Annotated in this window: 24 protein-coding genes; 6 read left to right on the top strand and 18 right to left on the bottom strand. The window is 65.7% G+C overall.

The annotated features are described in order from the left end of the window. The first annotated feature begins 36 nt into the window (after positions 1-36). Positions 37-918 (top strand): 1,4-dihydroxy-2-naphthoate polyprenyltransferase, encoded by an 882-nt coding sequence (locus tag QF047_RS03240; RefSeq protein WP_307273879.1) that lies wholly within the window; start codon positions 37-39, stop codon positions 916-918. Between the two features lie 33 nt (positions 919-951). Here the strand turns inward: QF047_RS03240 and QF047_RS03235 are convergent, their stop codons facing one another. Further along, positions 952-1,263 (bottom strand): DUF4229 domain-containing protein, encoded by a 312-nt coding sequence (locus QF047_RS03235; RefSeq protein ID WP_306635499.1) that lies wholly within the window; start codon positions 1,261-1,263, stop codon positions 952-954. Between the two features lie 61 nt (positions 1,264-1,324). Here QF047_RS03235 and QF047_RS03230 point away from each other — a divergent pair, with 61 nt between their 5' ends. After that, a complete protein-coding gene (locus tag QF047_RS03230) occupies positions 1,325-1,726 on the top strand; it encodes a PLD nuclease N-terminal domain-containing protein (protein ID WP_306635501.1) in 402 nt (133 codons plus the stop codon). Between the two features lie 53 nt (positions 1,727-1,779). Here the strand turns inward: QF047_RS03230 and QF047_RS03225 are convergent, their stop codons facing one another. The 10 genes from QF047_RS03225 to QF047_RS03180 form a co-directional block, all read right to left on the bottom strand. Beyond that, a complete protein-coding gene (locus QF047_RS03225; protein ID WP_307273872.1) occupies positions 1,780-3,267 on the bottom strand; it encodes a dynamin family protein in 1,488 nt (495 codons plus the stop codon). After that, positions 3,264-5,213 carry a dynamin family protein gene (locus QF047_RS03220; protein WP_307273869.1) on the bottom strand — a complete coding sequence of 650 codons (1,950 nt, stop codon included), beginning with the start codon at positions 5,211-5,213 and terminating at the stop codon, positions 3,264-3,266. Before QF047_RS03220 ends, QF047_RS03225 begins: the two co-directional genes overlap by 4 nt. 14 nt (positions 5,214-5,227) lie before the next feature. Next, entirely contained in the window at positions 5,228-6,229 is a 1,002-nt protein-coding gene (locus QF047_RS03215; protein ID WP_307273866.1) for an IniB N-terminal domain-containing protein, read from the bottom strand. A 166-nt stretch (positions 6,230-6,395) separates the two neighbouring features. Beyond that, positions 6,396-8,462, bottom strand: coding sequence for a LuxR C-terminal-related transcriptional regulator (locus QF047_RS03210; RefSeq protein ID WP_307273863.1), 2,067 nt, complete (start codon positions 8,460-8,462; stop codon positions 6,396-6,398). Between the two features lies 1 nt (position 8,463). Then, complete coding sequence (locus QF047_RS03205; RefSeq protein WP_307273860.1) at positions 8,464-10,647, bottom strand: Hsp70 family protein; 2,184 nt, start codon at positions 10,645-10,647, stop codon at positions 8,464-8,466. A gap of 153 nt (positions 10,648-10,800) precedes the next feature. Then, complete coding sequence (gene ccsB / locus QF047_RS03200) at positions 10,801-11,886, bottom strand: c-type cytochrome biogenesis protein CcsB (RefSeq protein WP_307273857.1); 1,086 nt, start codon at positions 11,884-11,886, stop codon at positions 10,801-10,803. Then, positions 11,886-13,640, bottom strand: coding sequence for a cytochrome c biogenesis protein ResB (locus QF047_RS03195; RefSeq protein ID WP_307273854.1), 1,755 nt, complete (start codon positions 13,638-13,640; stop codon positions 11,886-11,888). Before QF047_RS03195 ends, ccsB begins: the two co-directional genes overlap by 1 nt. Beyond that, positions 13,640-14,395 carry a cytochrome c biogenesis CcdA family protein gene (locus tag QF047_RS03190; protein WP_307273851.1) on the bottom strand — a complete coding sequence of 252 codons (756 nt, stop codon included), beginning with the start codon at positions 14,393-14,395 and terminating at the stop codon, positions 13,640-13,642. The genes QF047_RS03195 and QF047_RS03190 overlap by 1 nt, the downstream gene beginning before the upstream one ends. 2 nt (positions 14,396-14,397) lie before the next feature. After that, positions 14,398-15,024, bottom strand: coding sequence for a TlpA disulfide reductase family protein (locus tag QF047_RS03185; RefSeq protein WP_307273848.1), 627 nt, complete (start codon positions 15,022-15,024; stop codon positions 14,398-14,400). Positions 15,025-15,026: 2 nt separating this feature from the next. Continuing rightward, positions 15,027-15,707 carry a histidine phosphatase family protein gene (locus tag QF047_RS03180; protein WP_307273846.1) on the bottom strand — a complete coding sequence of 227 codons (681 nt, stop codon included), beginning with the start codon at positions 15,705-15,707 and terminating at the stop codon, positions 15,027-15,029. Positions 15,708-15,911: 204 nt separating this feature from the next. Between QF047_RS03180 and QF047_RS03175 the strand changes: the two genes are divergently transcribed. The 3 genes from QF047_RS03175 to QF047_RS03165 all read left to right on the top strand — a co-directional run bounded on the left by QF047_RS03175 (position 15,912) and on the right by QF047_RS03165 (position 18,118). After that, positions 15,912-16,460, top strand: coding sequence for a YceI family protein (locus QF047_RS03175; protein ID WP_306635514.1), 549 nt, complete (start codon positions 15,912-15,914; stop codon positions 16,458-16,460). 229 nt (positions 16,461-16,689) lie between these two features. Next, positions 16,690-17,166: a hypothetical protein gene (locus tag QF047_RS03170; protein ID WP_307273842.1), complete on the top strand. Its 477-nt coding sequence runs from the start codon at positions 16,690-16,692 to the stop codon at positions 17,164-17,166. A gap of 181 nt (positions 17,167-17,347) precedes the next feature. After that, positions 17,348-18,118 (top strand): hypothetical protein, encoded by a 771-nt coding sequence (locus QF047_RS03165; RefSeq protein WP_307273835.1) that lies wholly within the window; start codon positions 17,348-17,350, stop codon positions 18,116-18,118. Between the two features lie 50 nt (positions 18,119-18,168). On the opposite strand, the gene QF047_RS03160 is transcribed toward QF047_RS03165, so the two are convergent. Next, positions 18,169-18,873 (bottom strand): redox-sensing transcriptional repressor Rex, encoded by a 705-nt coding sequence (locus QF047_RS03160; protein ID WP_306635521.1) that lies wholly within the window; start codon positions 18,871-18,873, stop codon positions 18,169-18,171. A 119-nt stretch (positions 18,874-18,992) separates the two neighbouring features. After that, positions 18,993-19,247 carry a glutaredoxin family protein gene (locus tag QF047_RS03155; RefSeq protein WP_307273830.1) on the bottom strand — a complete coding sequence of 85 codons (255 nt, stop codon included), beginning with the start codon at positions 19,245-19,247 and terminating at the stop codon, positions 18,993-18,995. 78 nt (positions 19,248-19,325) lie between these two features. On the opposite strand from QF047_RS03155, the gene QF047_RS03150 reads away from it, so the two are divergent. Next, entirely contained in the window at positions 19,326-20,144 is an 819-nt protein-coding gene (locus QF047_RS03150; protein WP_306635525.1) for an HAD family phosphatase, read from the top strand. Between the two features lie 68 nt (positions 20,145-20,212). On the opposite strand, the gene QF047_RS03145 is transcribed toward QF047_RS03150, so the two are convergent. The 5 genes from QF047_RS03145 to QF047_RS03125 form a co-directional block, all read right to left on the bottom strand. Then, a complete protein-coding gene (locus QF047_RS03145) occupies positions 20,213-20,311 on the bottom strand; it encodes a 30S ribosomal protein bS22 (RefSeq protein WP_003792170.1) in 99 nt (32 codons plus the stop codon). A 190-nt stretch (positions 20,312-20,501) separates the two neighbouring features. Continuing rightward, the gene (locus QF047_RS03140) at positions 20,502-20,714 is read right to left on the bottom strand and encodes a helix-turn-helix domain-containing protein (protein ID WP_050053879.1); all 213 of its coding nucleotides are present in this window, start codon (positions 20,712-20,714) and stop codon (positions 20,502-20,504) included. 158 nt (positions 20,715-20,872) lie between these two features. Further along, the gene (locus tag QF047_RS03135; protein ID WP_307273825.1) at positions 20,873-22,003 is read right to left on the bottom strand and encodes a 3-deoxy-7-phosphoheptulonate synthase; all 1,131 of its coding nucleotides are present in this window, start codon (positions 22,001-22,003) and stop codon (positions 20,873-20,875) included. 213 nt (positions 22,004-22,216) lie between these two features. Next, positions 22,217-23,545 (bottom strand): glycoside-pentoside-hexuronide (GPH):cation symporter, encoded by a 1,329-nt coding sequence (locus QF047_RS03130; protein ID WP_306635528.1) that lies wholly within the window; start codon positions 23,543-23,545, stop codon positions 22,217-22,219. A gap of 56 nt (positions 23,546-23,601) precedes the next feature. Beyond that, the gene (locus QF047_RS03125) at positions 23,602-24,621 is read right to left on the bottom strand and encodes an acetylxylan esterase (RefSeq protein ID WP_307273820.1); all 1,020 of its coding nucleotides are present in this window, start codon (positions 24,619-24,621) and stop codon (positions 23,602-23,604) included. Between the last annotated feature and the right edge of the window lie 10 nt (positions 24,622-24,631).

Here is a 24,631-nt window from a genome sequence, read left to right as displayed (position 1 = left end):
CCTGCCGCCTTCCCAAACCAACGCGAGGTACTGACCGTGGCCACAGCCGCACAATGGATCCAAGGCGCCCGACTCCGGACGCTGCCCGCTGCGATTGCGCCGGTGCTGATCGGCTCCGCCGCCGCCTATGAGATGGATTCGTTCCTCCTGTTCAACGCCATCCTTGCGGCGCTCGTGGCACTTCTGCTCCAAGTGGGTGTGAACTTCGCCAATGACTACTCAGACGGTATCCGCGGCACCGACGACGACCGGGTGGGTCCGCTCCGCCTGGTAGGTTCAGGCGCCGCCAAGCCCGCGCACGTCAAATATGCTGCGTTCGGTACGTTTGGTGCCGCCATGATTTTCGGGCTGGTCCTGGTGATCATCACGCAGAGCTGGTGGCTGATCCTGGTGGGGCTGGGGTGCGTCATGGCGGCCTGGGGCTATACCGGCGGCAAAAACCCCTATGGCTACATGGGCCTGGGCGACGTGTTTGTGTTTGTTTTCTTCGGGCTGGTGGCCACACTGGGCACCACGTATACGCAGGCGGGACAGATCAACCTGCCGGCCATCATCGGCGCGATCGGCACCGGGCTGATTGCCACGGCGCTGCTGATGGCCAACAACGTCCGCGACATCCCCACCGATATCCAGGCGGGAAAGAAAACCCTCGCCGTACGGTTGGGTGACAAGCATGCCCGCGAGAGCTACGTCCTGATGCTCGCCGTGGCCATCATGCTGGTGGTGATCCTGGCCCCCGGACGGCCGTGGATGCTGATCGTTCTGCTGCTTATTCCGGCGTGCCTGATGCCTGCCTGGCTGATGATCAACGGGCGCAAGCGCAAGAGCCTCATCCCGGTCCTGAAGCAGACCGGGCTGATCAATCTCGGGTACAGCCTGCTGTTCTCACTGGGCCTGGTGCTCAGCCACGGCTTCTAGGACCGGATCTTCCAGGCCTGGGCTAAGGCGCTGCTAGGACTGTTTGGGATGCTTGGCGTCGTTTCTGATGGCGATATCCGGGTTGGCATCCAGGAGGGCGTCCTCGGCGTTGGCGTCCTGGACTTCATTGGCGGAGCGGAGCGGCTTGGCCTGGCCGGAAAAACGCTGGTGCAGGGCCGCTGCCGCCTCATCCCGCTGCTTCTGGAAGAACAGGTAGCTCACGGCGAAGGCGATCAGTGCCGCGCAGATGACGGACATCAGCACGCCCAGCTGCAGGAACATAAAAACTACGAACAGGGGCGCAAAGAGAGCCAGGCGGATCAGGGAATATTTCAAAAAGGCCACATTCAAGTTTAGCCGCCTCCGGCCGAAGGCCCCCGCGCCTCCTGACGATAGACTTAATGGCATGCTCCTCCGTGTGGCTTTGGCCGTGGCAGTCCTCGTCATCTTTGTGTATGGCCTCGTGGACGTGATCCGCACTGATGGGCGACTCACCCGGGGGATCTCCAAACCGGCCTGGATCGTGGTCATGATTGTTTTGCCCGTCATCGGCGCTATTCTCTGGCTCCTGATCGGCCGGCCGCGAGGAGCCTCTCCCCAACAGAGCCAGCGCCATCCCACCGCTCCGGACGATGATCCGGACTTCCTCCGCAACCTTGAAGCCCGCCGGCGCAACCAGGCGGAAGCCGAGCGCCTGAAGAGGCTGAAGGCTGAACTGGATGCCAAGGCGAAGAACCGAGGCGATGGCACGGCCGGCGGCAAGGACAAACACGAATCCGACGAACACGATACCGACGGGCTGAAGTAGGGGCTACGCCTGGCTGAAATCCGGCCGTTGAAATCGGCCCCTTGATCCAGCGGCTAAGCGGGCTGGCCCGCCGCCTGGGTACAGATGGCCACAATGCCCTCACAGCTGCGGATGACCACCCTGCACACCTCGACAGCGGATCGGTCGGTCAACGGGTTTTCAGCTACGGCCCGCCAGCGTTCCAATCGGCTGCGTGCCTCGGCAGCGAGCTGGTCCGGGCCGGCGCCGGCCTCCAGTCCGAGCCGCACGTGCGAGGCGGCACCCCAGCCACCAATGAGGCCCTCGGCTTCGTTGGCGAGCCCAGCGGGCAGCGTAACCCCGGTGGTCCGGAGGGCTGCCAGGAGCCGCAGTTCACGGAACTCGTGGGCGTTGACCTGCAGCCGTTCCAGTGCCACTGCCAGCTTGCCGGTCCCCTCGCGGGGTGAAGTCCGCAGCAGGGTTTCCACCCCCACCAGGGCGGTCCTGGCCTTAAGCGCCTCGGCCCGGGCCTGGAACTGGCGCGCCAGCAGTTCAAGAAGGGGATGCAGCCCGCTGCGCCGGGCGAGTTCGGTCGCCAGGGGCGTCGGTTCGGCAAACCCGTTGCGGATGAGGACGGCTGAAAGGCGGATGCCGAACACACCGTACCTTTCCAGCAGCGCGGCGCGGGCCGCCGTCGTCAATCCTTCCGGGCCTGCAGCACGCAGGAAGCGGTCCGCGGACAAGAGGAGCTTTTCCCGGTCTGCCCGTTCCATCCCGGCCAGCAACTGCAGGGCCTCGAAATCGGACTGGCGCATGGTGCGGGCGCTCTGGGCCAGAAGTCCCGCCACCGGGACCACCCCCAACGCCAGCTTCCGCAGGTTGTGGTCCCGCCGGTATCTTTCGGCGATTTCCCCGGCGGCAAGGAGGGAATCGATCCTTCCTCCACCCACCTCATCGGCCCGGGAGAGGACAGCAAGGGCGTTGACCGTACCGGACTTCCCTGCTTCGGTGTCCTTGAACGCTTCCAGGAACCGCAGGTCCGATGCATGCATGTGGCGCATCAGGTAAATGACGGCGTCCGCTTCCGACGGCGTGTCCTCCGGTGTGAGGAACCTGGTGGACCGTGCCGCCACGTCTTCCGAGAGGGAAGCGATACCCGGGGTGTCGATCAGGGTCATGTCCCGCAGGGCCGGTGACGGCCACTCGACGTCAAGGCGGCCGACGTCGTCCGCCTTGACGTTGCCAAGGACAAACACCAATCGGCCATTCACGCGCTTGACGGGAAGGCGGCGTGGTGGGCCCTCAACCGGGTACAGCGTGATCCGCGGCGTGTAGCCGTAGCGGTACCAGGTGACGATCCGGGTGCACTCCGCAGTGTCCGTGGGGGCTATCTCCTCACCGAGGATGGCGTTCAGGAGCGTGGACTTCCCTGCCTTCACCATGCCGGCAAGGGCAATCCGCAGCGGTTCTTCCAGCCTCCTGGCATAACCCTGGAGTACTGCCACGGCTGCCGGATCATCCCGGTAGGCGTGCAGCGCCTCCCGGACGAGGTCCGCTGCTCCCGCAATCGTTGACGCGGTCATACCACCCCCGCCGCAGCCGGCGGCGCTCCCACCACAGGGGCCGGACCGGCCGTCGGTTCCGGATTCTGCGCGGCGGACTTGCGGGCCCGGGGTGCGCCGGCTGCCACTTCGGCCGCCACCGCCTCGGCAGCACGTGTCAACGCCTCAACCTTTTTGAGCTCAACCTTGATTTCGCGGATCCGTGCCACCTTTTCCAGGGCGTAAGTGGCTGCTGCCTTCTGGGCTGCGGCCACGGAATCAGCCAGGGAACGGTGATGCTGGTCTGCGATCTCCGTGAAATGGTCCCGGGTGGAGCGCTGGACAAGCCGCAGCCGGTCCTTCAACTGCTTGCCCACCTGGAAGGTGACGTCGTCCAGTTGGCGCCGTACCAGGGCCTTGGCCTCGGCCTGGCGCCGCTTCAGCCTTGCTTCCCTGTCTTCCCGGTATGCCTTGCGGCCAAGCAGGAGCCCGGCACCCACGGAGAGGGGGTTGATGAGGGCCATGCCGAAGATCCCGGTCAGCAGGCCGAACATCAGCACACCGCCGTAGGACCCGCGCATACCGATCAGCACCTTTTGGATCGGGTTGATGCGGCCGCTGTCCAGCACGGGCATGTCATCCACGGGGTCCAGGACGTCTCCGGTATCTGAAACGTGAAGGACGGGCAGGGCAACCTCGTCCTCGGCGAAATGCTCCGCCACCTGAGCGGCGAGCCACTGCGCCCGCTCGCTGGTCCAGACGAACGTGTCCGAGATCGCCGCAGCGACGCAATCCTCGAGCCAGGTGGAGAATTGGGGCCAGATAGGCCCGGGATCACCGGCGTCGATGGCGCCCTCGGCTTCCCGCTGGATCCGGCGCAGCCGGTCCCTGAGGTCATATTCCATGTCCGCCATGAGGTCGCTGATGCCGTCATTGAGGGTGGTCTGCCAGCGGGCGGACCGCCTGCGCAGCTCGTCGGCTTCCGCCCTGGCTGCTTCCAGGCCGGCAATCATCTGCGGCGTTTTTTCCGGGTTTTCGAATGCTTCCAGTTCCGACTGCAGGGACAGCCGAAGATTCTCGGCGACCGACAGCAGGTCCTGGCTGACGGAACGCCGCTGGAGGCGCTGGGCCTTCCCCACGATCTCGTTCCGGATGTAGGTGATCAGGCCCGGGAAACCTGACTCTGCGTTCAGTTCGGTGTCCTCCAGGCGCGCGGCTTCCAGGCGGAGGTCGGAGGAGACGCTGAACAGCGGGATGTCCTGCGCCACCCGGGCAAGGTGTCCGCGGTCGATCTCCTCAACACGCCGCCAGTCCGGATAGAGGTCCGTCTTGGACAGGACGCCCACAACGCTGGGAGTGAGCCGCATGGCCTGGCGGAGGAAACGAAGTTCCGGTTCCGTGTACTCCTGCGAAGCATCAGATACCAGCACCATGGCATCAGCGGTGGGAAGCGCGGTGAGGGTGGTAAGGGTGTGGGACGAATTAAGCCCGCCCACGCCAGGGGTGTCGATGACCGTGAGGCCGCCCGTGAGCAGCTTTCGCGGCAGGTACACCTCGGCCGCCACAAGTTTTTTACTGTTTCCGGGGTTGCCCCGCTCGGAAACATAGGACGGCAGGTCAGCGATCGGGACGGGCTGGCGTTCAACGTCGGTGTCGTCGTCGGCGTCTGCCGCGGGAACCAGGATGGCGGCGGAGGCGGTGTCGCCATAGCGGACTACGGTGGGGACGGAGGTGGCGATGTCGTCATCGACAGGGCACACCGGAGCGTTCACGAGGGCGTTGATGAGCTTGCTTTTGCCTTGCTTGAATTCGCCCACAACGATGACGCGGATGCTGGGGTCCTGCAACCTTCTTAGCGCCTGGTCGAGGCGTTTCCGGAGATCCAGGCGGTCTCCGGTGCCCACCAGTTCCAGGCCCTGCTCCACCAGGCTAACGAGTTGGACCTGGGTCAGGGGTGTTGATGGTCTTGCCGGCCCTGCATCTGCCACAGCGCCTCCTTTACTTATGAGTCATCGATAGCGGCGTCATCCCCGGCTGCGGCGAAGTTATTGTCCTCAAGGTCCCCACCAATGAGCGGCGCATCATGGGAGTTCCCGTTGCCAAAGTCCTCCAGTTCAGTGTCCTCGTGGCCAACGTTATCGAGAATGGTGGTTTCATTCCCCACATCGTCCAAGGTGACGTCGGAATAGTCCGGGTTGCCGGCATTGGTCAGCTCAGCATCGATATCCGTCTCATTGAACGCGTCGTCGATGGAATTGTCATTACCGGAGGCCAGGACGTCGATATTCGTCGGGTTGTCCTCAGTGTTGCCCACGGCGTCCAGATCGGCATCAATGTCAACGTCGGTGTTGAAGGAGTCATCGATGACTGTCTCCCCGGTGCCGATGTTGACGTCGCTGCCGGCGTGGATGGAGTTGTCGGTTGAGTCGTCCTGGTTGTAGGAGTCCTCAACGTCGATGGAATGATCAGCGTCAACGTCAATGTCGATGTCAACGTCGTCGCCGGCGGCGATGGCATGCTCGCCGGAAGCCACTACGGAATCGTTGTCGAACCATTGCTCGATGTCGCCATCCGCCCAGATGTTCTGGTTGACGGAATGGTCGGTGATGGTATCCCGGTCGTCCACGGTTGAAGTATAGGAGTAGTTGTTTACAATGCGTTGGAGCTGCTGGATGGCGTGTGCATTGTCCTCGTGCTCGGGGTCTCCGCCCCCGTCCCCGCCGCCCGCTGGAGGCGGGGTGTAGGCGATTCCGCCGCTGCCGCCGGGCCCCGTGGCTGCGCCGTTGCCGCCGGTGTTGTAGTCCCGGTCCAACCGGGAAGCATTGACCGTAACGGGCGCATAGTCCAGGACAACCGGCATGGCTGCGTCAACGTCGGCCGAGCAGACAGCACCCAGGCCATGGTCCTCGAGGACGCGCTCCGGATTTGCCAGGAATTCCTGTGTGGCCTCGCGGTCGCCCAAGAGTTGCATCAGGAACCGGACCAGATCGCTTGCGACTGTCATTGGTGGTCCTCAATCTCTCTGGGGTGCGGATCGCCCTGCACACCCGGCTTGAGTCAAACCTACGGTTCCCCTTCCGGTGCGGGCATCGGGCCATTTCCCCCTGCCGGCCGCCACCGCCCCTGGGGAACTGAAGCCCCTCCCGCTACGGGTCTTAGGGGTTTTCGGTTCAATCCTGTTCATGGTTTTCCGAAGCCAGGACCAGCCGCAGCCTTGCCAGCAGGTCGGAGCGGTTTTCGGCACCGAGGCGGCGGCGCATGCGGGCAATATGGTGTTCGGCAGTCCTCGGCGAGATGTAGATTGCCTCCCCGATCTCCCGGTACGTCTTGCCCTCAAGTACCAGCTTGGCAACTTCCTTTTCCCGTTCGCTCAGGCCCGAGCCCTCCGGATGCATGCCGTTGGCACCTTCGGCAGAAGTATCGCGGGACTCATGACCCCTGGAGGTTCCGTTCCCTCCCGGGCCTGACTGCGGGTGAAGGTCCCTCGCACACGAGAGCAGGCGCACCATATCCTTGCGTTCGTCGGCCCGCGCAGCGGCATGGCCGGCCAGCCTGGCGCCTTCCCAGGACATTCCGACCCTGGCCAGTCCCCGAGCCGCGGACTCAACGTCCACAGGGCGGAACTTTCCTGCCAGAACCGAAACCCAGGCCTTACCAGCGCCGGCAAACACTGCAGCAAGGTGGCTGTGGTTCGCGGCCCGGGCCAGGGCGGCGGCATGGGGAGCCAGGTCAGCCGGGCTGTCGCCCAGCAGGGCTGCCTGGACGGCTGCCCAGTGGAACGGCACCGCCCACAGGGGCGGATCACCGAGGCGGCCCAGCAATTGATTCGCCGCCTCCAGATAATGTGCCACCCGGCGGGTCTCCCGCAGCCGCGCGGCCGCGATCATCAGCTCGGCCCACGGCAGCAGGCTGTAAAGGTCCACCGAGGTGTGGAGCATGGCTTCATGGGCCCGCTCCCACGCCGTCAGAAGTTCCGGGATCTCGCCGTTGCGCCGGGCGAGCCCCACTTCCAGCGCCGCACACAGGAATTCATCCCGCGGGACCAACGGCCAATGGTTCACCTTTGAGGCCTCATTGATGGCAAGCCGGGCGTCGTCAAGCCTGTCCTGCTGCATGGCCGACCACGCTTGAAGCAGGAAGAGCCGTGGCTTGGCGGCGTTTCCGCCCTGGCCCGCTGCCGCAGCGGACCGGCAGACGGTTTCTGCCAAATGGGGCTCCCCCGTGTGCAGGGCAAGAAGCGCTGCCAGGGCCGCAGGGGTGTCCGGGAGGGGAAGTGCAGTACCGGTGGCGTTAAGCATGTCCGAGGCGTGGATCAGCACCGGGAGCGCCCGGTGGGGATCCATTGCCAGCGACTCCAGGATGCCCCTGCCGGTCTCCGTGAGCGAGGCCGACAGCAAGGTGGGAGCTGCCGGCGGCGCATCTGCCTGGAACAATGCTGTGGCGCCGGGAAGGTTGCCACATCCGATCATGGCGACCGCGGCGAGGGGTGCCGAAGGCCCCACCCTTGAGGCACCCAGCCAGCTGTAAGTGTCCCCGCCCTGTGCCAGCATGCCCCGCTGCGCCCACACCGCCGCAGCCACGTCCACCCCGCGGCGCACGTCGGGCGGATCAGCACGCACCAGGAGGGTGTCGAGGATTTGGGTGGCCCTGTCCAGGCCCCCATCAGCGGCTGCAGCCTGGGCACGGCGTGCCGCGGTTGCTATTTCGTCGGCTCCAGCCAGCAGGGCTTCATCGTAGAGCTGGGAGGCCAGCCCCGGATTATGTTCCAGCGCCTTGTCACCTGCGCGTTCCAGCTCGGAGGCAACACGGGAATCCGCCAGGCCGCCGCGTGCCATTTCGCGGGCAAGGTCCCCGAGCGGCTGGCCCACCGACGCGTGCGCGGACACGAGCTCGCGCTGGAGCGCGTGCACCCTGGTGGTCGGCGCCACCGCCAGCAGGGCGTGCTGGGCTGGTCCCACCACAGTTCCGTCAGGAGTCAGCAGGCCGGCGGCTTCTGCGCGCCCCACCAGGGCGTCCAGGCTTTCCACCTGGCCCAGGTCAATCTTCCGCTGCAGGTCCGCGGACAACGGGCCGGGCAGCACAAAACCGACGGACAGCGCCAGCAGGAGTTCACGGACCGCCGCGTTCTCGCCGTTGAGCTGCCGGGCCATCTGCTCGGCAGCGTGGGCCGATCGGCTGGGGTTCAGCTCCGGCGTCAGGAAACCATACTCTTCGACGCGTGTGTCCTGGCCAGCCATCCTAGGCCACCATTCCTATGACGATGGGGGCAGCCGGGTCCGTCACGGCAGGATCGGTGGCGGGTGGCGGCGCTACCGCCGGTCCAGGCGACGGCGGCGCTACCGCCGGTCCAGGCGACGGCGACGTTACCGTCGGTTCGGGCGACGGTGACGTTACCGTCGGTTCCGACGACGGCGCCGGCGTTACCGTCGGTTCCGACGACGGGGCCGGCGTTACCGTCGGTTCCGACGACGGCTCCGGCGCGCCCGTCGGCTCGGACGACGGCTCCGGCGTTACCGCAGGTTCGGACGACGGCTCCGGCGTTACCGCAGGTTCGGACGACGGCTCCGGGGTTACCGCCGGTTCGGACGACGGTACAGGCGTGGGGGTGCCGGAATCAGTGGGCGGCACCGGCTCGCCCGTCACAGGATCAACCGGCACCGGCTCACCCGTCACAGGATCAACCGCAACCACGGGTGTGCCGGCGGGATCAGTGGTCCCGGCACCACTACCGGCGTCAGCGATGACGGCGCCTCCCCCGGCTGCAACTCCTGGACCGCCAAGTGCCAGGGCTCCCCCAGCAGCCAACCAATTCCCGGCTGCCGCGCTCCATGCCGGCTGGCTGGCGGGTGAGGCGTCCACAGTAAGGCCCGGCCCGCCAGTTGCTGGGGAAACATCGTTCACCCGGGCCTCAATGGTGGCCAATGGCGTGCCGGCCGCCGCAGCTACCGCCCCGCTTCCACCCCCGGAACCCCCTGAATCGCCAAGACCACCCGGAGCCGCAACCTCCTCAGGAGCCGCCCCCGCCTCCGGCACAAAAACGGATGCCAGGTTACTGAAGCCCGCCGGGCCCTGCGCGGCCGTGGCGGTGAGGACACTCACCAAGGCCGCAGCGGCTGCGATGGCGGTCAGCCTGACCGTGGGCTTCGGGGCGTGCGCGCCGCCGTGGATGCCGCCGTGGCCGTGGACCGAGGCGGCGGCTCCTGGCGGCGCGCCGGCCGCCGTCGTACTCTTGCGTGACCAACTGGCAAGGCGGGCAACGTGCGCGCCCCCGTCCGGAGCCAGTCCGATAGCGGCGGCGGCCTCCGCAAGCAGCTCCGCGGCCGCTGCCCGGGCCTCGGCCTCCGCGCGTGCCAGCACGGCGGACAACGCGGCGCCCAGGCAGATGGATGATTTGGGGTCGGCATCGACGGCGATGGGCCGGTCGAGCTGTTCCGAGATCAGCTGCGCCACGAGCGGGATCCGCGATGATCCGCCAATCAGCAGCACCGCGGAAAGGTCCGCAGGTTCCAGCTCCAATTGGGCAAGCGACTGTTCCAGCGCTTCGACAGTATCGCGGACGGAATCCTCGATCAGCGCTTCAAATTCCGAACGCACCAGGCGGATCTGCTGCTGGAAGCCGGGAAGGAGCACCGAAATGTTGGCCTCGCTGTCCGAGGAGAGCGCTTCCTTGGCTTCCACGCATTCACGCCTCAGCCTGCCCAGGGCGGCGCGCACCCCGGCGTCTGCAGGGTTGAGCGTGGACAGGACGTCACCGGTGTGCCCGGCGACGTAGCGGAAGACCTCCGCGTCAAAGTCGGCACCGCCCAGGTTCTCGATGCCCTCCGGGCGCCCCACCAGCTGGAACCGGTTGCTGGCGGCCTTCCGGAGGACAGCGGTATCAAAGGTTCCGCCGCCGAGGTCGTAGACGCCGATGGTGCTGCCCACCTCCACCCGGACCTGCGAGGCGTAGTAGAGCGCCGCCGCTTCCGGTTCGGGGACGAGCGTGACGTTGTCCAGGCTTTTGGCGGCCAGTGCCGCCAGGATCAGGGAGGTGCGGTGGCTGCCCCAGGCAGCGGGGTGGGTGAGGATGACTTCCGACGGCGGGGCCCCCTCGCGCTCGGTTGCCCGGTCCACCACCCAGCGCGTCATCGTGGCAAAGACATCCTCTGGGTCCACGGACAGCCCGCCCACGGAGATAGGAACGGCGTCGCCCACCCGGCGCTTGAATTCCCGCACTGCGCGGCCAGGGTAATCGAGGCTGCGGCGTTCTGCGGCCTCCCCCACCAGCAGGGGACCCTCCTCGGGGTAATACACCACTGAGGGCACGGCTGTGCCCCGGAGTCCCAGCGGGAGGCACTCCGGGGCAGGGGAACCCTGGCCAAAACGGGCCACGGCGGCCGCGGTGAAACTGGTCCCGACATCTATGCCAAGTACATAGTCCATGGGTACCTCGGGAAAAACTGGTGTTTCGCCTGCAAACTTCATCACAGGCGAACGTCACCAAGGTAGCATCACGGCAGGACGGGGAACACCCCTATTGCTACACCGATTGGTTTTTACCCCGCATTTCCCTCAGGGCGGGGACGAAACCTGTGTTCAGAGCCCGGAGTACGAGTGAAGCCCGTTGAAGAATTGGTTCACGATGGTGAAGTTGAAGATCACGCACAAGTAGCCCACGATCGAGAGCCAGGCGGCGCGTGTTCCGGTCCAGCCACGGGTTGCGCGCGCGTGGAGGTAGCCGGCGTACACCACCCAGATCACGAAGGTCCAGACTTCCTTGGTGTCCCAGCCCCAGAACCTGCCCCACGCCTTTTCGGCCCAAATGGCACCGAACATCAGGGTGAAGGTCCAGCCGATGAAGGCGATGGCGTTGATCCGGTAGGACAGGTTTTCCAGGCTCAGCGCGGACGGCACCAGGCGCATGAAGCCGAGCTTGTCCGCACCGCCCGCTGCCACGGTTTTTTGCCGGTGGGACTGGACCAGCTGGAGCGCAGACATGGCGAACGTCAGGGTGAACAGTGCGGAGGAGAGCACCGCGATGGAGACGTGGATGATCAACCAGTAGCTCTGCAGGGCGGGGACCAGGTGCCCCACCGGGGTCCAGTACGCCACGGAGGCCGCCACCAGCATAATGATGCCCAGGCCCACCACGAACGTTCCCAGGAACCGCAGGTCGCGCCGGATCAGCACCAGCAGGAACACGGCGATGGCCACGAAGGCGCCGGTGGTGAGGAATTCATACATGTTGCCCCACGGCACGCGGCCGGCCCCGAGGGCGCGGGTCAGCACGCCGGCGCCGTGGATCACTGCGCCCAGGACGGTCAGGGCCACGGCAACCCGGGCGGGAGCACGCCGTTCGGCGGCGTACCGCATGTCGCCGTCGGCGGTGATGATTCCCCCGCCTCCTGCGCCGGCCGGCCGGGCAGTGGACGACGACGGCCGCTCCGCCCTGCCCGCAGGCCCGGCAAGGTGGGACTCACTGCGGGCCCCCGCAGCCGCGCCAACCGGCACCCGGACCGGGTCTTCAGCCTGCGCAGCTTTGAGGTCGATGGCGCGCAGGGCTTTGCTGCTTTTGGCCAGGTCCCACGCGAACGCGATGAAGGCCACCGTGTACGTGCCGGCCGCCAGCAGCATAAAAAGCTCGCTGTACTGGCCCATGGTTTCGTTGATTCCAAACAGCATTACTGGTCCTTTTCGGGCCCTGAGGGGCCGGCAGTGGTGATGTAGCCTGCGCCATTATCGCTTGGGCTGCTGGGAGCTTGCTGGGACTCATTGGGGTCCGCCCCGGCGGGATCGGCGGCAAGCTGCCATTCCTCGGACAGCAGCTTCCGTACGGCCTGGGCTTCCGCCGCGAGCCGGTGGTCTTCGCCACGGGCCAACAGCCCGTATTCCACCATGGTGCGGCCGTCCTCGTGGGTGCCGGTGCGGATCCAGACGCGGCGGCGGTTGATGTACAAGGAGAGGATCAGGCCGGCCACGGCCAGGAGCGCGAAAACCAGGGCGTAGAGCTGGCCGGGGTTGTGGTGGATGTCAACGCCGATGTAGCGTTTTACGCCGTCGAAGCTGATGGTGCCTTTACCGTCCGGGAGCGTGTAACTGTTTCCCGGGACCAGGGTGATTCCGCCGGCGTCGAGGTTCCGGGCGTTCAGCGGCGTCAATTTCTTGACGTCCAGTTCGAAGACGTTTTGCGGTGCGCCGTTACCCAGGCCCAGGTCACCGTAAAACGAGTTCAGTGACAGCTGCGGGTTGAACAGCTCGGGGTCCCCGCTGAAGGAAACCCCCTCGTTTGAAACGAACGCGGTGGGCAGGAAGAAGCCGGCGAAGCCCAGCTGCTCCGGCTTGGCGTCCGGGACCTTGATCACCACGGAGGAGTAGTAGTTGTCGCCCTGCAGCTTGGCCACCACGGGACCCTGCATGGCCACGTTTCCTTCACCGTCCCGGATGGTCACCACGGGGGCGTAGCCGTTGCCGGTGAGGTAGATGCTGGTGCCGCCCAGGGTGATGGGATCGTTGACCTTCAGGATTTCCTTCTGCGCCGGCGCGTCCGGGTTTTCCTTGGTGGTCACGGCGGCGGAGAAGTCGATGGGCTGGCCGAACTTGCCCTCGGATTCGCGGTCGAACGTGATGTCGAACTTGTCCAGCTGGAGCGAGTACGGCTGGAGCTGGCTCGACTGGAAGTTGGTGCCCGGCGTGAACTGGTCGTAGCCCACCAGGGTGTTGACGAACGTGTCGCCCTCCACCAGGATGCGCTGGCCGCTGTAGCCGAACAGGCCGCCGATGGCCACGGACACCAGCACGCCGATCAGGGACGTGTGGAACACCAGGTTCCCCACTTCTTTGGCGAAGCCCCGCTCGGCACCCAGGGACGGCCGTTCGCCGGCGGCATCGCGGACCTCCACGCGGTAGCCGCGCTTCTTCAGCAGCCCGGCGGCACTGTTGATGGCATCCGACGCCGGGATCCCGGCGTCGGCCGGTATCACCAGGGTGCCGTACTCGGGAAGGCGGGAAAGACGCTTGGGGGTCCGCGGCGGCTGGGAGCGCATCGCCTTGTAGTGGGCGATGGCCCGGGGCACCACGCAGCCGATCAGGGAGATGAACAGCAGCAGGTAGATGGCCGAGAACCAGGCCGAGGAGTAAACGTCGTACAGCTGCAGGGTGTCCAGCAGTTTGCCGTAGTCCGGGTTGTCCTTGATGTACTGGGTGACCACCGACGGGTTGGCCGGGCGCTGCGGGAACAGCGAGCCCGGAACTGCCGCGACGGCGAGGAGCAGCAGCAGGAACAGGGCGGTGCGCATGCTGGTCAGCTGGGTCCAGGCCCAGCGGAGCATGCCCGCCGGCCCCAACGCCGGCAGCGCGGCGTCGGCCTTGGCCTCCGACACCTTGGCGCCGGTCACCGGGGCCGAAGATTTCTTCTTTACGTTCACACGCTCGCTCATCAGATCGGCAACTTCACATCGGTTTGGAACCAGTACTGCAGCCCGGTGACCCAGGTGCCCCAGACGCCGCTGGCCATCAGCAGCCCAAGGACCACCAAAATGCCGCCGCCGATGCGCTGGATGGCCAGGCGGTGCTTGCGGAAGAAGGCCATCACTCCCATCCCCCGGCGCAGCGCCAGGGCGATCAGCAGGAACGGGATCCCCAGCCCCAGGCTGTAGACGAACGCCAGGAAGGCACCCTTCGCCGCGGACGAACCGCCGGAGAGGCTCAGGAGCTGGACCGCAGAGTAGGTGGGGCCGATGCACGGCGCCCAGCCCAGTCCGAACGTCAGGCCCAGCAACGGTGCGCCCCACAGCCCTGCCGGCGGCTTGGCATGGATCTTGGCGTCCCGCTGAAGCCAGCTGAATCCGCCCATAAACACGATGCCCATCACAATCACCAGGACGCCCAGGAGCTGGGTGATCCAGGCGTTCTGCGATCCGGTGATCAGGCTGCCCAGCTGGCCAAAAGCGCCGCCCAAAAGGACGAAGATCACGGAGAAACCCAGCACGAACAGGCCAATCCCCGCCAGCATCCGGCCGCGCTTCTGCTTCTGCAGGTCCACCCCGGACAACCCCGTGACGTAGCCCAGGTAGCCCGGCACCAGGGGCAGGACGCAGGGGGAAAGGAAGGAGACCAGTCCGGCCAGCAGTGCCACCGGAATGGCAAGGAGGAGCGAACCGTTAAGGATGGCTTCGGCGAAGGGGCTGTTCACGGCTACTCAGCCACGGCGGCAGCGATGAGGGCCTTCAGCGTGCCCCGCTCGATTTCGCCCAGCACGCGGGAGGCCACCCGCCCCTGCTTGTCCAGCACCAGGGTGGTGGGGACTGCCCCGGGGGGAACCAGCCCGGAGACCGCCAGGAGGACGCCGCCGTCCTTGTCATCAAAACTGGGGTAGGTCAGGTTGAAGGACTTATCGAAAGCCTCGGCAGTTGCCTTCTCATCGCGCAGGTTGACGCCGAAGAACTGCGCGCCCTGGGGCTTGAACTCCTGGTGGAGCTCTTCGAGGACAGGCGCTTCGACGCGGCATGGGGCGCAGGCGGCGAACCAGAAGTTCAGGACCGTCACCTTCCCCTGGAAGTCTGCCGGCGCAACAACAGTGCCGTCGAACAGCGTCCCGTTGATCTGGACGGCTGACTTGCGGTCCGCCGGGGCGAATTCCGTGACGGAGCCATCGCCGGCAACGTAGTTCTTGTTGTCCCCCGCCCGGGCCTGCTCGGCGAGGGCATCCTGCTGGGCGCAGGCCGAGAGGCCGAGGGTGAGGGCGGCCAGGGCGACGCCGCCGGCAGCAAGGACGCTGCGGCGGGAGGCCGAAGGCCCCGCCTGATTAATACTGTCGGTCACTACTAGGCTCCAGGGGTGCTGGCTGCACCGGGAAGAAGGGACGCCGCGGGTTCGCTGTACATGACGCGCACAAGTGCGCCGTCGTCGTCGAACACCAGCGACGTAATGGAGGTCAGGGTGCACTCACGCTTGCGCGGATCGTGCCACAGGGGCTTGCCTTCGGCGCTGAGCCGGGTTGCCCAGATGGGGAGCTGGTGGCTGACCATGATCGCCTCGGGCCCGTCGGTTCCGAAGTCGCCGCCGGCCAGCTCGATGGCGCGGAGGCGCGCCTCCTGCACCGCAGCCATGACCCTTGCGGCCTGCTGCTTGTAAGGCTCGCCCCACGATGGCCGCAGGGGATTAACCAGCCGGGGCCAGTGCCGGGGCCGGCGGAGTTCGGCCTTGGTGACCTTCATCCCCTCGAAGTAGTTTTCTGCTTCGATGATCCGCTCGTCCGTGTGGATCTGCAGGTGCAGGGCTTCCGATGTCGGCCGGGCAGTTTCCTGCGCGCGGTCCAGTGGTGAGGCGGCCAGGTAGGTGATGCGGGCACCGCTGGCGGCACGCTGCCGGAAGTGCTCTGCCAGCAGGCGCGCCATCTCCTGCCCCAGCCCGGAGAGGTGGAATTCGGGCAGCCTTCCGTACAAAACGCCGTCAGGGTTGTGGACCTCGCCGTGGCGGAGCAGATGGACAGTGGCTTGGGGCATGTTTACCAGTTTCTCAAAGATGGCCTGTGATCCGAAATCTTCTACATCCAGTAGAACTGAAGTTTTTGAAGAAATGTTCCGAAGGCGGGAACAAAACATGCAAATGCATGTTTATACTGGATGCAGCAGTTAGTTGAGGCTTCAACAGATGTAGCTTCAACACCCAGATCAGTCAACAGGCACCACCCTCTAAGGAGCAACATCATGGCACTTCCCGCAGACGTCACCACCGGCACCTGGACCTTGGACAACTCGCACAGCGAGATCGGCTTCACCGTCCGCCACGCAGGCATCAGCAAGGTCCGCGGCCAGTTCAAGGAAGCAGAAGCAACCCTGGAACTCGGCCAGGATGTGGCCGAGTCCAGGATCAACGCCACCATCAACACGGCCAGCTTCGATTCCGGCGACGCCAACCGCGACGGCCACGTCAAGGGTGAGGACTTCTTTGACGTGGAGAAGTTCCCCGAGATCTCCTTCGTCTCCAACGGGCTGGTGGCCAACGGCAACAGCTACGAACTGACCGGCGACCTCACCATCAAGGGCGTCACCCGCCCCGTCACCCTCGAAACCGAGTTCAACGGCGTGGCCGTGGACCCGTTCGGCAACACCCGCGCCGGCGTTTCCGCCGAGACCACCATCAGCCGCAAGGACTTCGGCCTGACCTGGAACGCAGTCCTCGAGGCCGGCGGCGTCCTGGTCAGCGACAAGGTTGCCATCAACCTCGAACTGGCCTTCATCGCTCCCGCAGCCTAGTCAACGATCCCGCCGGGACCCCGGCACCGGTTTCTCCAGCCGGTGCCGGGGTTTCCGTCTTTAAGCCGTATCGCCCGCCTTCATATCGCCCTGCCTTCGTACCGCCCTGCGCAGTGAAGCCCGGGTTCGTTGCGCAGGGGCAGTCCCTGCGCAACGAAGCCCGCCGTCAACGCCAATCGCGGACCTGCCGCAAGGGTGGAGGAACCGGCGCCCGACTACAGTGAGGCCCATGAGCAACTTTGAGGACGCCAGGGCCCGCACCGGTTTCTCCGGGATATTCTCAGTGGCCGGCCTTCCCGCCGAACTCAAGGTCTCGTTCTGGATCTGGTTCCTCGGCGGCATCCTCGGCCTGCTCGGCGGACTGCTCGGGATGCTCGCCTCACTGACCCTCTTCGCCGCAGCGCCCGGCCCGGCCCTTGGGGTCCTGTTGCTGATGCTGTTGGCCGCCACCGTAGGCACCGCGCAGATCATCTTTGCGTTGAGGATGAAGGAGGGCAAGCAGTGGGCGCGGCTGGCCCTCACGGTCCTGACCGCCGTCACCCTGGTCCTTGCCATGGTGAACCTGGCGATGCGCGTTGGGCAGGGCGGGAATTGGGCAGGCTTCCTCATCAGCCTTGCGGCAACAGTCCTGCTGTGGCTTCCCCGGTCACAGGCCTGGTTCGCGGGTGCGCGCGCCGGGAGAGGTAACGGTACGGGCACCAGCTAATCCATGGGACGGGCAAGCCTCTGCAGCAGGCACACCCGCGGAACGGCGGGCGGAATACCTCCTTGGAATGACCCCCAAGCGGCCGGTCCGGGGGTACGGTGGACTTAAGCCATGCTGGGGGTAGGGCGCAGGACCGAAACCCGGCAGCCCACCTGGATCCCGACATGAAGAAGGACAGCTCATGAGTAATCCTCCCGTCCCGCCTCCCGTGCCCAACGACCCCGAGCAGGGCAACCAGCAGCCGCGCTACGGCGAGAACGCTCCCCAATACGGCCAGCAGTCCGGACAGAACGCGCCCCAGTTCGGGCAGAACCCGCCCCAGTACGGCCAGTCCGGCGCACCGCAGTACGGGCAGAACGCTCCCCAGTATGGCCAGAACCCGCCGCAGGCGCCGGCCTATGGACAGCAGCCGTACGGTCAGCAGCCCTACGGCCAGTCCCCGTACGCCCAGTACCCGTCGGAGCAGCCGCAGGCCGCAGGCAGCACGGGCGTGCCGCAGTTGGTCAACATTTCGTTCTGGCTTCTGATCGCCTCCGCCGCGATTTTCGTCATCTCGATGCTCACCGGCCTCACCCAGCTGGATGATCCGGTGTTCCGCCAGACTTTTGAGCAGCAAGTGGAGGGCACGGGAGCCGGCGTGACGTACGAGGACATCAAGGGGGTCATCGCCGGAACGCTGGTGGTGTTCGCCATCATCGGCGTCGGGCTCTACCTGCTGGTGGCATTCTTCGTCCGGAAGGGCAAGAACTGGGCGCGCATCCTGGGCACCGTGTTCGCCGCGCTGTCCGTTTTCGGCCTGTTCGGCATTCCTTCGCTCGCCGCCGTCGGCACCCTCCTGGGGATTGCCGCCATCGTCCTGCTGTACCTGCCGGCGTCTGCTCCGTACTTCCGCAAGCAGCAGCCCTTTGCCAACCCGTACGGCGGCGGCCTGGGCAACCCTTACGGCCGGTAGCCACGCACTTCCCACACCTGCGGGCGTGGGTCCCGGAACTGCCGGAGCAATCAGGCAGTCTGTTCCGGGGCCTGCGCCCGTTGTGCGTGGTAGGCAAGAATCTGAAGTTCCGTAGCCATGTCCACCTTGCGGAGGTTAACCCCCTCCGGTACCTGGAGCATCACCGGGGCGAAGCTCAGGATGCTGTGCACACCAGCGGCCACAACCCGGTCGCAGACGCCCTGGGCCACCGCGGCAGGCAGCGCCAGCACCACCATGTTGGCCCCTGTCCGGTGCAGGACGGTTTCCAGGTCCGCAACGTCGCTCACCCGCAGCCAGCCCACTTCGTTGCCCACCACCATCTGGTCGGCATCAAAAATAGCCACGACGTCGAAGCCTCGGGATTCGAACCCGCCGTACCGCGCCAGGGCCTTGCCGAGGTTGCCGGCGCCGACGATTGCTACCTTCCAGTCATGGGTCAGGCCCAGGGCGGCCGCGATGTGCCGGCTCAGGTACTGGACTTCGTAGCCCACGCCGCGGGTCCCGTAGGAGCCCACATGGGACAGGTCCTTGCGCAGGGTGGCAGAGCTGACGCCGGAGGCTTCGGCGAGGGATTCGGAGGAGACGCGCTCCACTCCTTCGGCCAGCAGGGTGTTCAGGGCGCGCAGGTAGAGCGTCAGCCGGGCCACCGCAGCGGGCGGAATCTGTTTGGCCGGCGTGCCCGTGGTGTCCGGAAGATCCGGGACAGCCTGGGGGGTTGAATCCAGCGAAGCCACCAGCCCCTCCCTCGCATCGCGTTGTGACTCCACTCTAGAGCCCTCCCGCGGAAGCCAACAAAGCAGGGGGAAACAAAGCAGGGAGCACCAGGGCACGCGCCATCACCGGTACTGCTCCCCTACTGTGTCATGGCCCGCTGAAGCACGCGTTCCAGCCGGACCTCGTCGATTTTCCAGAAGTCGCGCTGCACTCCGTCCACCAGCACCACGGGGATCTCCTCGGCGTAGCGCTCCCGCAGGTCCGGCTGGTTGTCCACTGACTCTTCGGTCCACTCAAGGCCCAATGCGGCAGTGACCCGCCCTACGGCGTCGCGCGCTTCCCCGCAAAGGTAGCAGTCAGCTTTGGTGATCAGGACGACGCGGGGTGTGGCCATGGATTAACCGTAGTCCCGTTCCCCAGCGCGCGGCGACGCCGACGCCGTCCAGCCAGTGGATTGACTAGACTCGACTCCATGCCCGAGGAGAAGTACGTCGCCGTAGTCACCAAACCGGTTGCTGCGCCGCAGCCCGGCGAGGCGGCCTTCTTCGACGTGGACAACACCCTCATGCGCGGCGCAAGCCTCTTCCACGTGGCCCGGAAGATGCACCAGCGCGGGGCCTTCACCCTTACCCAGGCGGCCGGCTTCGCCTGGAAGCAGTTCAAGTTCGTGGCCCGCGGCGAAAACATGGACGACGTCCATGCGGTCCGCGACTCCGCCCTCACCCTGGCCGCCGGTATCACCGTGGATGATGTCAAGGCCTTGGGCGAGGAGGTCTACGACGAAATGATCGCGTCCAGGATCTGGCCCGGCGCCAAGGCCCTCGCCGAGCAGCACCTGCGCGTGGGCCGGCGCGTGTGGCTGGTAACGGCCACCCCCATCGAGGTGGCCACCGTCATTTCCACACGGCTGGGACTCACCGGAGCGCTCGGTACCGTGGGGGAAGTCTCGGAGGGCATGTACACCGGACGGCTGGTGGGCGACATCCTGCATGGCTCGGCCAAGGCCGTGGCAGTGCAGGAGATTGCCGATGCTGAGGAACTGGACCTCAAACGGTGCTGGGCCTACAGCGACTCCTACAACGACATCCCTTTGCTCACCCTCGTTGGACACCCGGTGGCCATCAATCCGGACGCCCGCCTCCGGCGCCACGCCCGCGACCATAACTGGCCCGTCTACGACTTCCGCGCAGGCCGCCGCGCAGCCACCCTCGGCCTCAAGGCAGCCACAGTCTGCGGCGCCGTTTACGGGCTCTGGAAAGGCTTCGCCCGGATCCGTGGCCCGCGCATCTAGGCAGCCCGACACAGAAATGCCCGCCACCTCGGAAGGGGGCGGGCATTTCCACGCTGTTCGAAGTATCTCTACTTCTTGTTGCGGCGCTGGTGACGGGTCTTGCGAAGCAACTTGCGGTGCTTCTTCTTGGCCATACGCTTGCGACGCTTCTTAATAACTGAACCCACGAAAGTTCCTTACAAACTAGATGCAGTACCTGTCTGATGGAAAATGTTCGTGGACAGAGCTACGAACTGAACAACTGACAGATTCTTACAATGACGTAAAACGTTCCTTAACAGGGTACCGCCTATCCGGGGCGGCTTCTGACCGGAGGGGCTCCGACCGGCGGAAATAGGGATTTGCGACGTAACCGGGTCAGGCGGTTTCGGTGTGGCCGTCCACCACAGCGCCCTTAAGGTACTGCTCCACGGCGTTCTCGGGAACCCGGTACGAACGGCCAAACCGCACCGCGGGCATCTCGCCGGCGTGGACCAGCCGGTAGACAGTCATTTTGGAGACGCGCATGACCTGGGCTACTTCAGCCACGGTCAGGAACTTCGCGTTGGAGAAGTTCTGTTCTGCCGACATTTCCCTATTTCCTTTGCTGACGGATGGACAACAGTGACCCCAGGTACGTGCCAATGCGGTGTTCCGATGCTGAGCCATCCACCAACCACCTAACTAGATACTCTAGATGTTCCTGTGGCAGATGTGAAAGTAGTGCGCTCCCCTATTTCGCCCCTGCTTCACCCCCGGCGCTTCCGTGCCGAAGCCGCCAGCTGGTTTAGCACCGAGACGGACACGTCCCATTCCATGCAGGCATCGGTAACGCTCTGTCCGTAGACCAGCCCGTCCCGGCCGGCCGCATGCTCGGCAACATCGAGGTTCTGGGCTCCGCCCACGAGGAAGCTTTCGAGCATAACGCCGGCGATGGCCTGCGCCGACGCGCCGCCGTCCTCGAGCTGGGCGCCGATTTCCAGCGCCACTTCGGCCTGGCGGTGGTGGCTCTTGCCGCTGTTGGCGTGGCTGGCGTCCACGATCAGGCGGGGGTTCAGCTGCTTGCCGGCGAGCCTGGTGGAGGCAGCTTCGACGTCGGCCGCGGAGTAGTTGGGTCCCTTGCGGCCGCCACGGAGTATGACGTGGGTGTCAGGGTTTCCGGCCGTGGCCACCAGCGCGGCCCGGCCCTCGCCATCAATGCCAAGGAAGGCCTGGGCTGCCGCCGCGGCACCGCAGGCATCAATGGCCACCTGAAGGTCGCCGTCGGTCCCGTTCTTGAAGCCGATGGGCATGGACAGGCCCGAGACGAGCTGCCGGTGGATCTGGCTTTCGGTGGTGCGGGCTCCGATGGCGCCCCAGGAAATCAGGTCCGCCATGTACTGCGGGCTGATGGGCTCAAGGAATTCAGTGGCAGTGGGCAGCCCCAGCGCGGTGACCTGCTGCAGGAAGTGCCGCGCAGTGCGGAGGCCGGTGACCATGTCGTGGCTGCCGTCCAGCCGGGGATCGTTGATCAGGCCCTTCCAGCCCACCGTGGTGCGGGGCTTTTCGAAGTACGTCCGCATCACGATCAGCAGGTCTTCCTTGTGCTTCTCGGCCTGGCTGACCAGCCGGCGGGCGTACTCCAGCCCCGCCTTGGGATCGTGGATGGAGCAGGGTCCCACAATCACCAGCAGGCGGTCGTCCACTCCGTCCATGATCGCGCGGACTTCATCGCGTCCGCGTTCGACGACGTCTGCCGCCTCGGCTGCCAGCGGCAGTTCCGCGATCAGTTCCTGCGGGGTGGGCAGCGCGGTGAATTCGCTGACGCGCAGGTTGGACGTGGACTTTGCCGTACGGGGGTTACCGCTGGCGGTGGTTGCGGGGGCTGTTGCGGTGCTCATGGTGGGTCCTGTTCCAGATGGGAAGCGGGCCCAGTCAGAACCCGCCGGAGAAACGGCGAAAGGCAGAGAATAATCTCTGCCCTGTTGGCTCTGAAGGAAAGTTGGATGCGTGTCAGTTAGACGCGGGCCCCTCCAGAGCCAACGAAAAATACGCATACCAACGGTTAGTCATGCCATGACCATAACCGCCAATCCGCCGCCGCTGCAAAAGTGTTACGCCGGGTCATGCGAGAGGCTGGCCACCAGTTCCGCATGCTTCTGGTCAGTCAGGCGATACCAGTACATGATGCCGACGGCGGCCAGCACCAAGGCCCCGGGCAGCAGCCCCGCCGCGGCCCGGATGGCGAGGGTGGCTGCATCGGACTGTTCGGCCGTGCCCGAAACATAGCCGCCCCAGGCCAGGGAGAAGGCCACCACCCCGCCGCCGAATCCCATGCCCAGCTTCCGCGTAGCTGCCAGAAGCGCGTAGTTGATGCCCTGGACCCGGACACCGGTTTTCCACTCCCCGTATTCCACGGTGTCGGCAATCAGCGCCCAGGTAAGGATGCTGACTGACGCCGAGGCCAGGAGCCCCAGCACGAGGCCCGCCAGGCCAAGCAGTGGCGCGGTCGCGGGCGCCAGGAAAACCAGCAAGCCGCCCAGCACCCCCAGGCCCCCGCCGGCGCTGTAGACGGCACGTTTGCCCCACCGCGCCACCGGCCGCGGCAGCAGCACGGCCAGGGTGAGGGTGATGACCACCTGGGCGCCGGCCATCACGGGAAACAGGTCCACCCGGGACAGCACGTCACGGAGATAGAAGAACTGGGCGGCACCCGTGGCCGACGTGCCGGTGACGAAAAGTATCGAACTGAGGCACAGGACCACCAGCGGCGAATTAGCCTTCAACGCTGCGATGCTTTGGCTGAGGGTGATCCTGGGGACGGCGCCGGCGACCCGCTCAACGCACACCGTCCCGGTGAAGACATACAGCGCAGAACCAACAACGGCGAACGCCAGGGTCAGCCAGGTGAAAATTTGCTGCATATCCTGGCCGGCACCGAGGAGCGGTGCGATGAAGAAGCCCAGGGTGGCGCCCACTGACAGGCCGCCGATGGTTCTGGCCCCGCCGAGCCGTGCGCGGTCCTTGGCGTCCTGGGTCATGGCTCCCACCAGGCAGCCGTAGGGCACGTTGACCATGCTGTACGTGAGGCAGACCAACCCGTAGGTGCAGTAGGCGTAGAGCAGTTTCAGTGACGGGTCCACGTCCGGAACATGGAACACCGCCACGCTCAGCAGCAGCGGAATGAAGCCGAACATCAGGAACGGCCGGAACTTTCCCCAGCGCCTGGTGTGGACGCGGTCCACAATCCGGCCGGCGGCGATGTCCGTGAAGGCATTGAAGATCCGCGCCACCAGCAACAACGTGCCGGCGGCTGCTGCCCCGATTCCGGCAACGTCCGTGTAGTAGACAAGCAGGAACATGTTCCCGGTACTGATGATCATGCTGTTGGCGGCATCGCCGGCGCCGTAGCCGAAAACGCTGAGCCTGCTGAGTTTCTTCATTGATTCCTTGGTCGCGCCGGCCGGGAAACCGTTTTCTCACAGCCGCAGAAAGGAACTTACCCCAAAATCTTGCGAAGAAACAGCAGCTGCCTGATCCAGTGGTGCTCCTGGCCGCCTTCGTGGTTGTTGAACCGGTAAACCTCGATTTCCTTGGCAGCTCCGGTTCCCGATGATTCACCGCTGCCGGAGCCGTAGGCATTGAAGCTGGCGAAGACCGTGGACGGCGGGCAGATGTCATCCATCTGGGCGGCCGAGTACAGTGCAGGCACGGTTGCCCAGCGGGCCAGGTTGACGCCGTCGAAGTAGCGCAGGACTTCCAGGATGGGTTCGTAGCGGTCCCGGTGCCGGGCCAGGAAGGCCGCAATTTCCGGGTACGGCCCGCGCGGAGTGATGTCGATCGCGCGGGGGAAGTCCTGCAGGAAGGGGACGTCCGGCAACGCGGCGATGACGCCGTCGAGCCTTCCTGCCGCCAGCCCGGCAACGGCCACCACGATGCCGCCGCCCTGGCTGACGCCGGCCAGCACCACCCGGGACGCATCCACCTCCGGGTGGGACTGCGCGGCTTCCACGGCACGGAATGCATCCACGTACACGCGCCGATAGTAATAGTCCTCGCGGCTGCCCGCTCCCCTGGTCATCAGGCCGGCATGCGCCACGTCCCCGGCGGAGGGATGCGGATCGGCCGTCTCACCCAGGGTGCCGCCGTAGCCCTGCCCGCGGGTGTCCATAATGAAATGCGCGTAGCCGGCCTGCGCCCACCGCGTCTCCTGGTTGACCAGCCCGCGGCCGCCGGAATACCCCACGTACTGGACCACCGCGGGCAGCGGTGTGCCGGCCTCCCGGTTGGCGGGAAGGTGCAGCCAGCCCTTGATTGGGGCGCCGCCGAAGCCGGAAAACGTCACGTCGAAGGTATCGATCACGGAGAGGTAGTTCTCCACCGGCTCGAAGGAGGCGTCCAACGGGAACGCCTGTGCCTCCCTGATGGAGGTGTCCCAGAATTCGCCGAAGTCCTCCGGCGGGGTCACCGTGGAGGTATAGCCGCGGAGCTGATCAAGCGGGAGGTCGAAAAGGGGCATCGTTGTCCGT

This window comes from Arthrobacter sp. W4I7, assembly GCF_030816215.1.
Classification (GTDB): domain Bacteria; phylum Actinomycetota; class Actinomycetes; order Actinomycetales; family Micrococcaceae; genus Arthrobacter; species Arthrobacter siccitolerans_A.
This window is presented reverse-complemented; position numbering and strand designations above follow the sequence as displayed.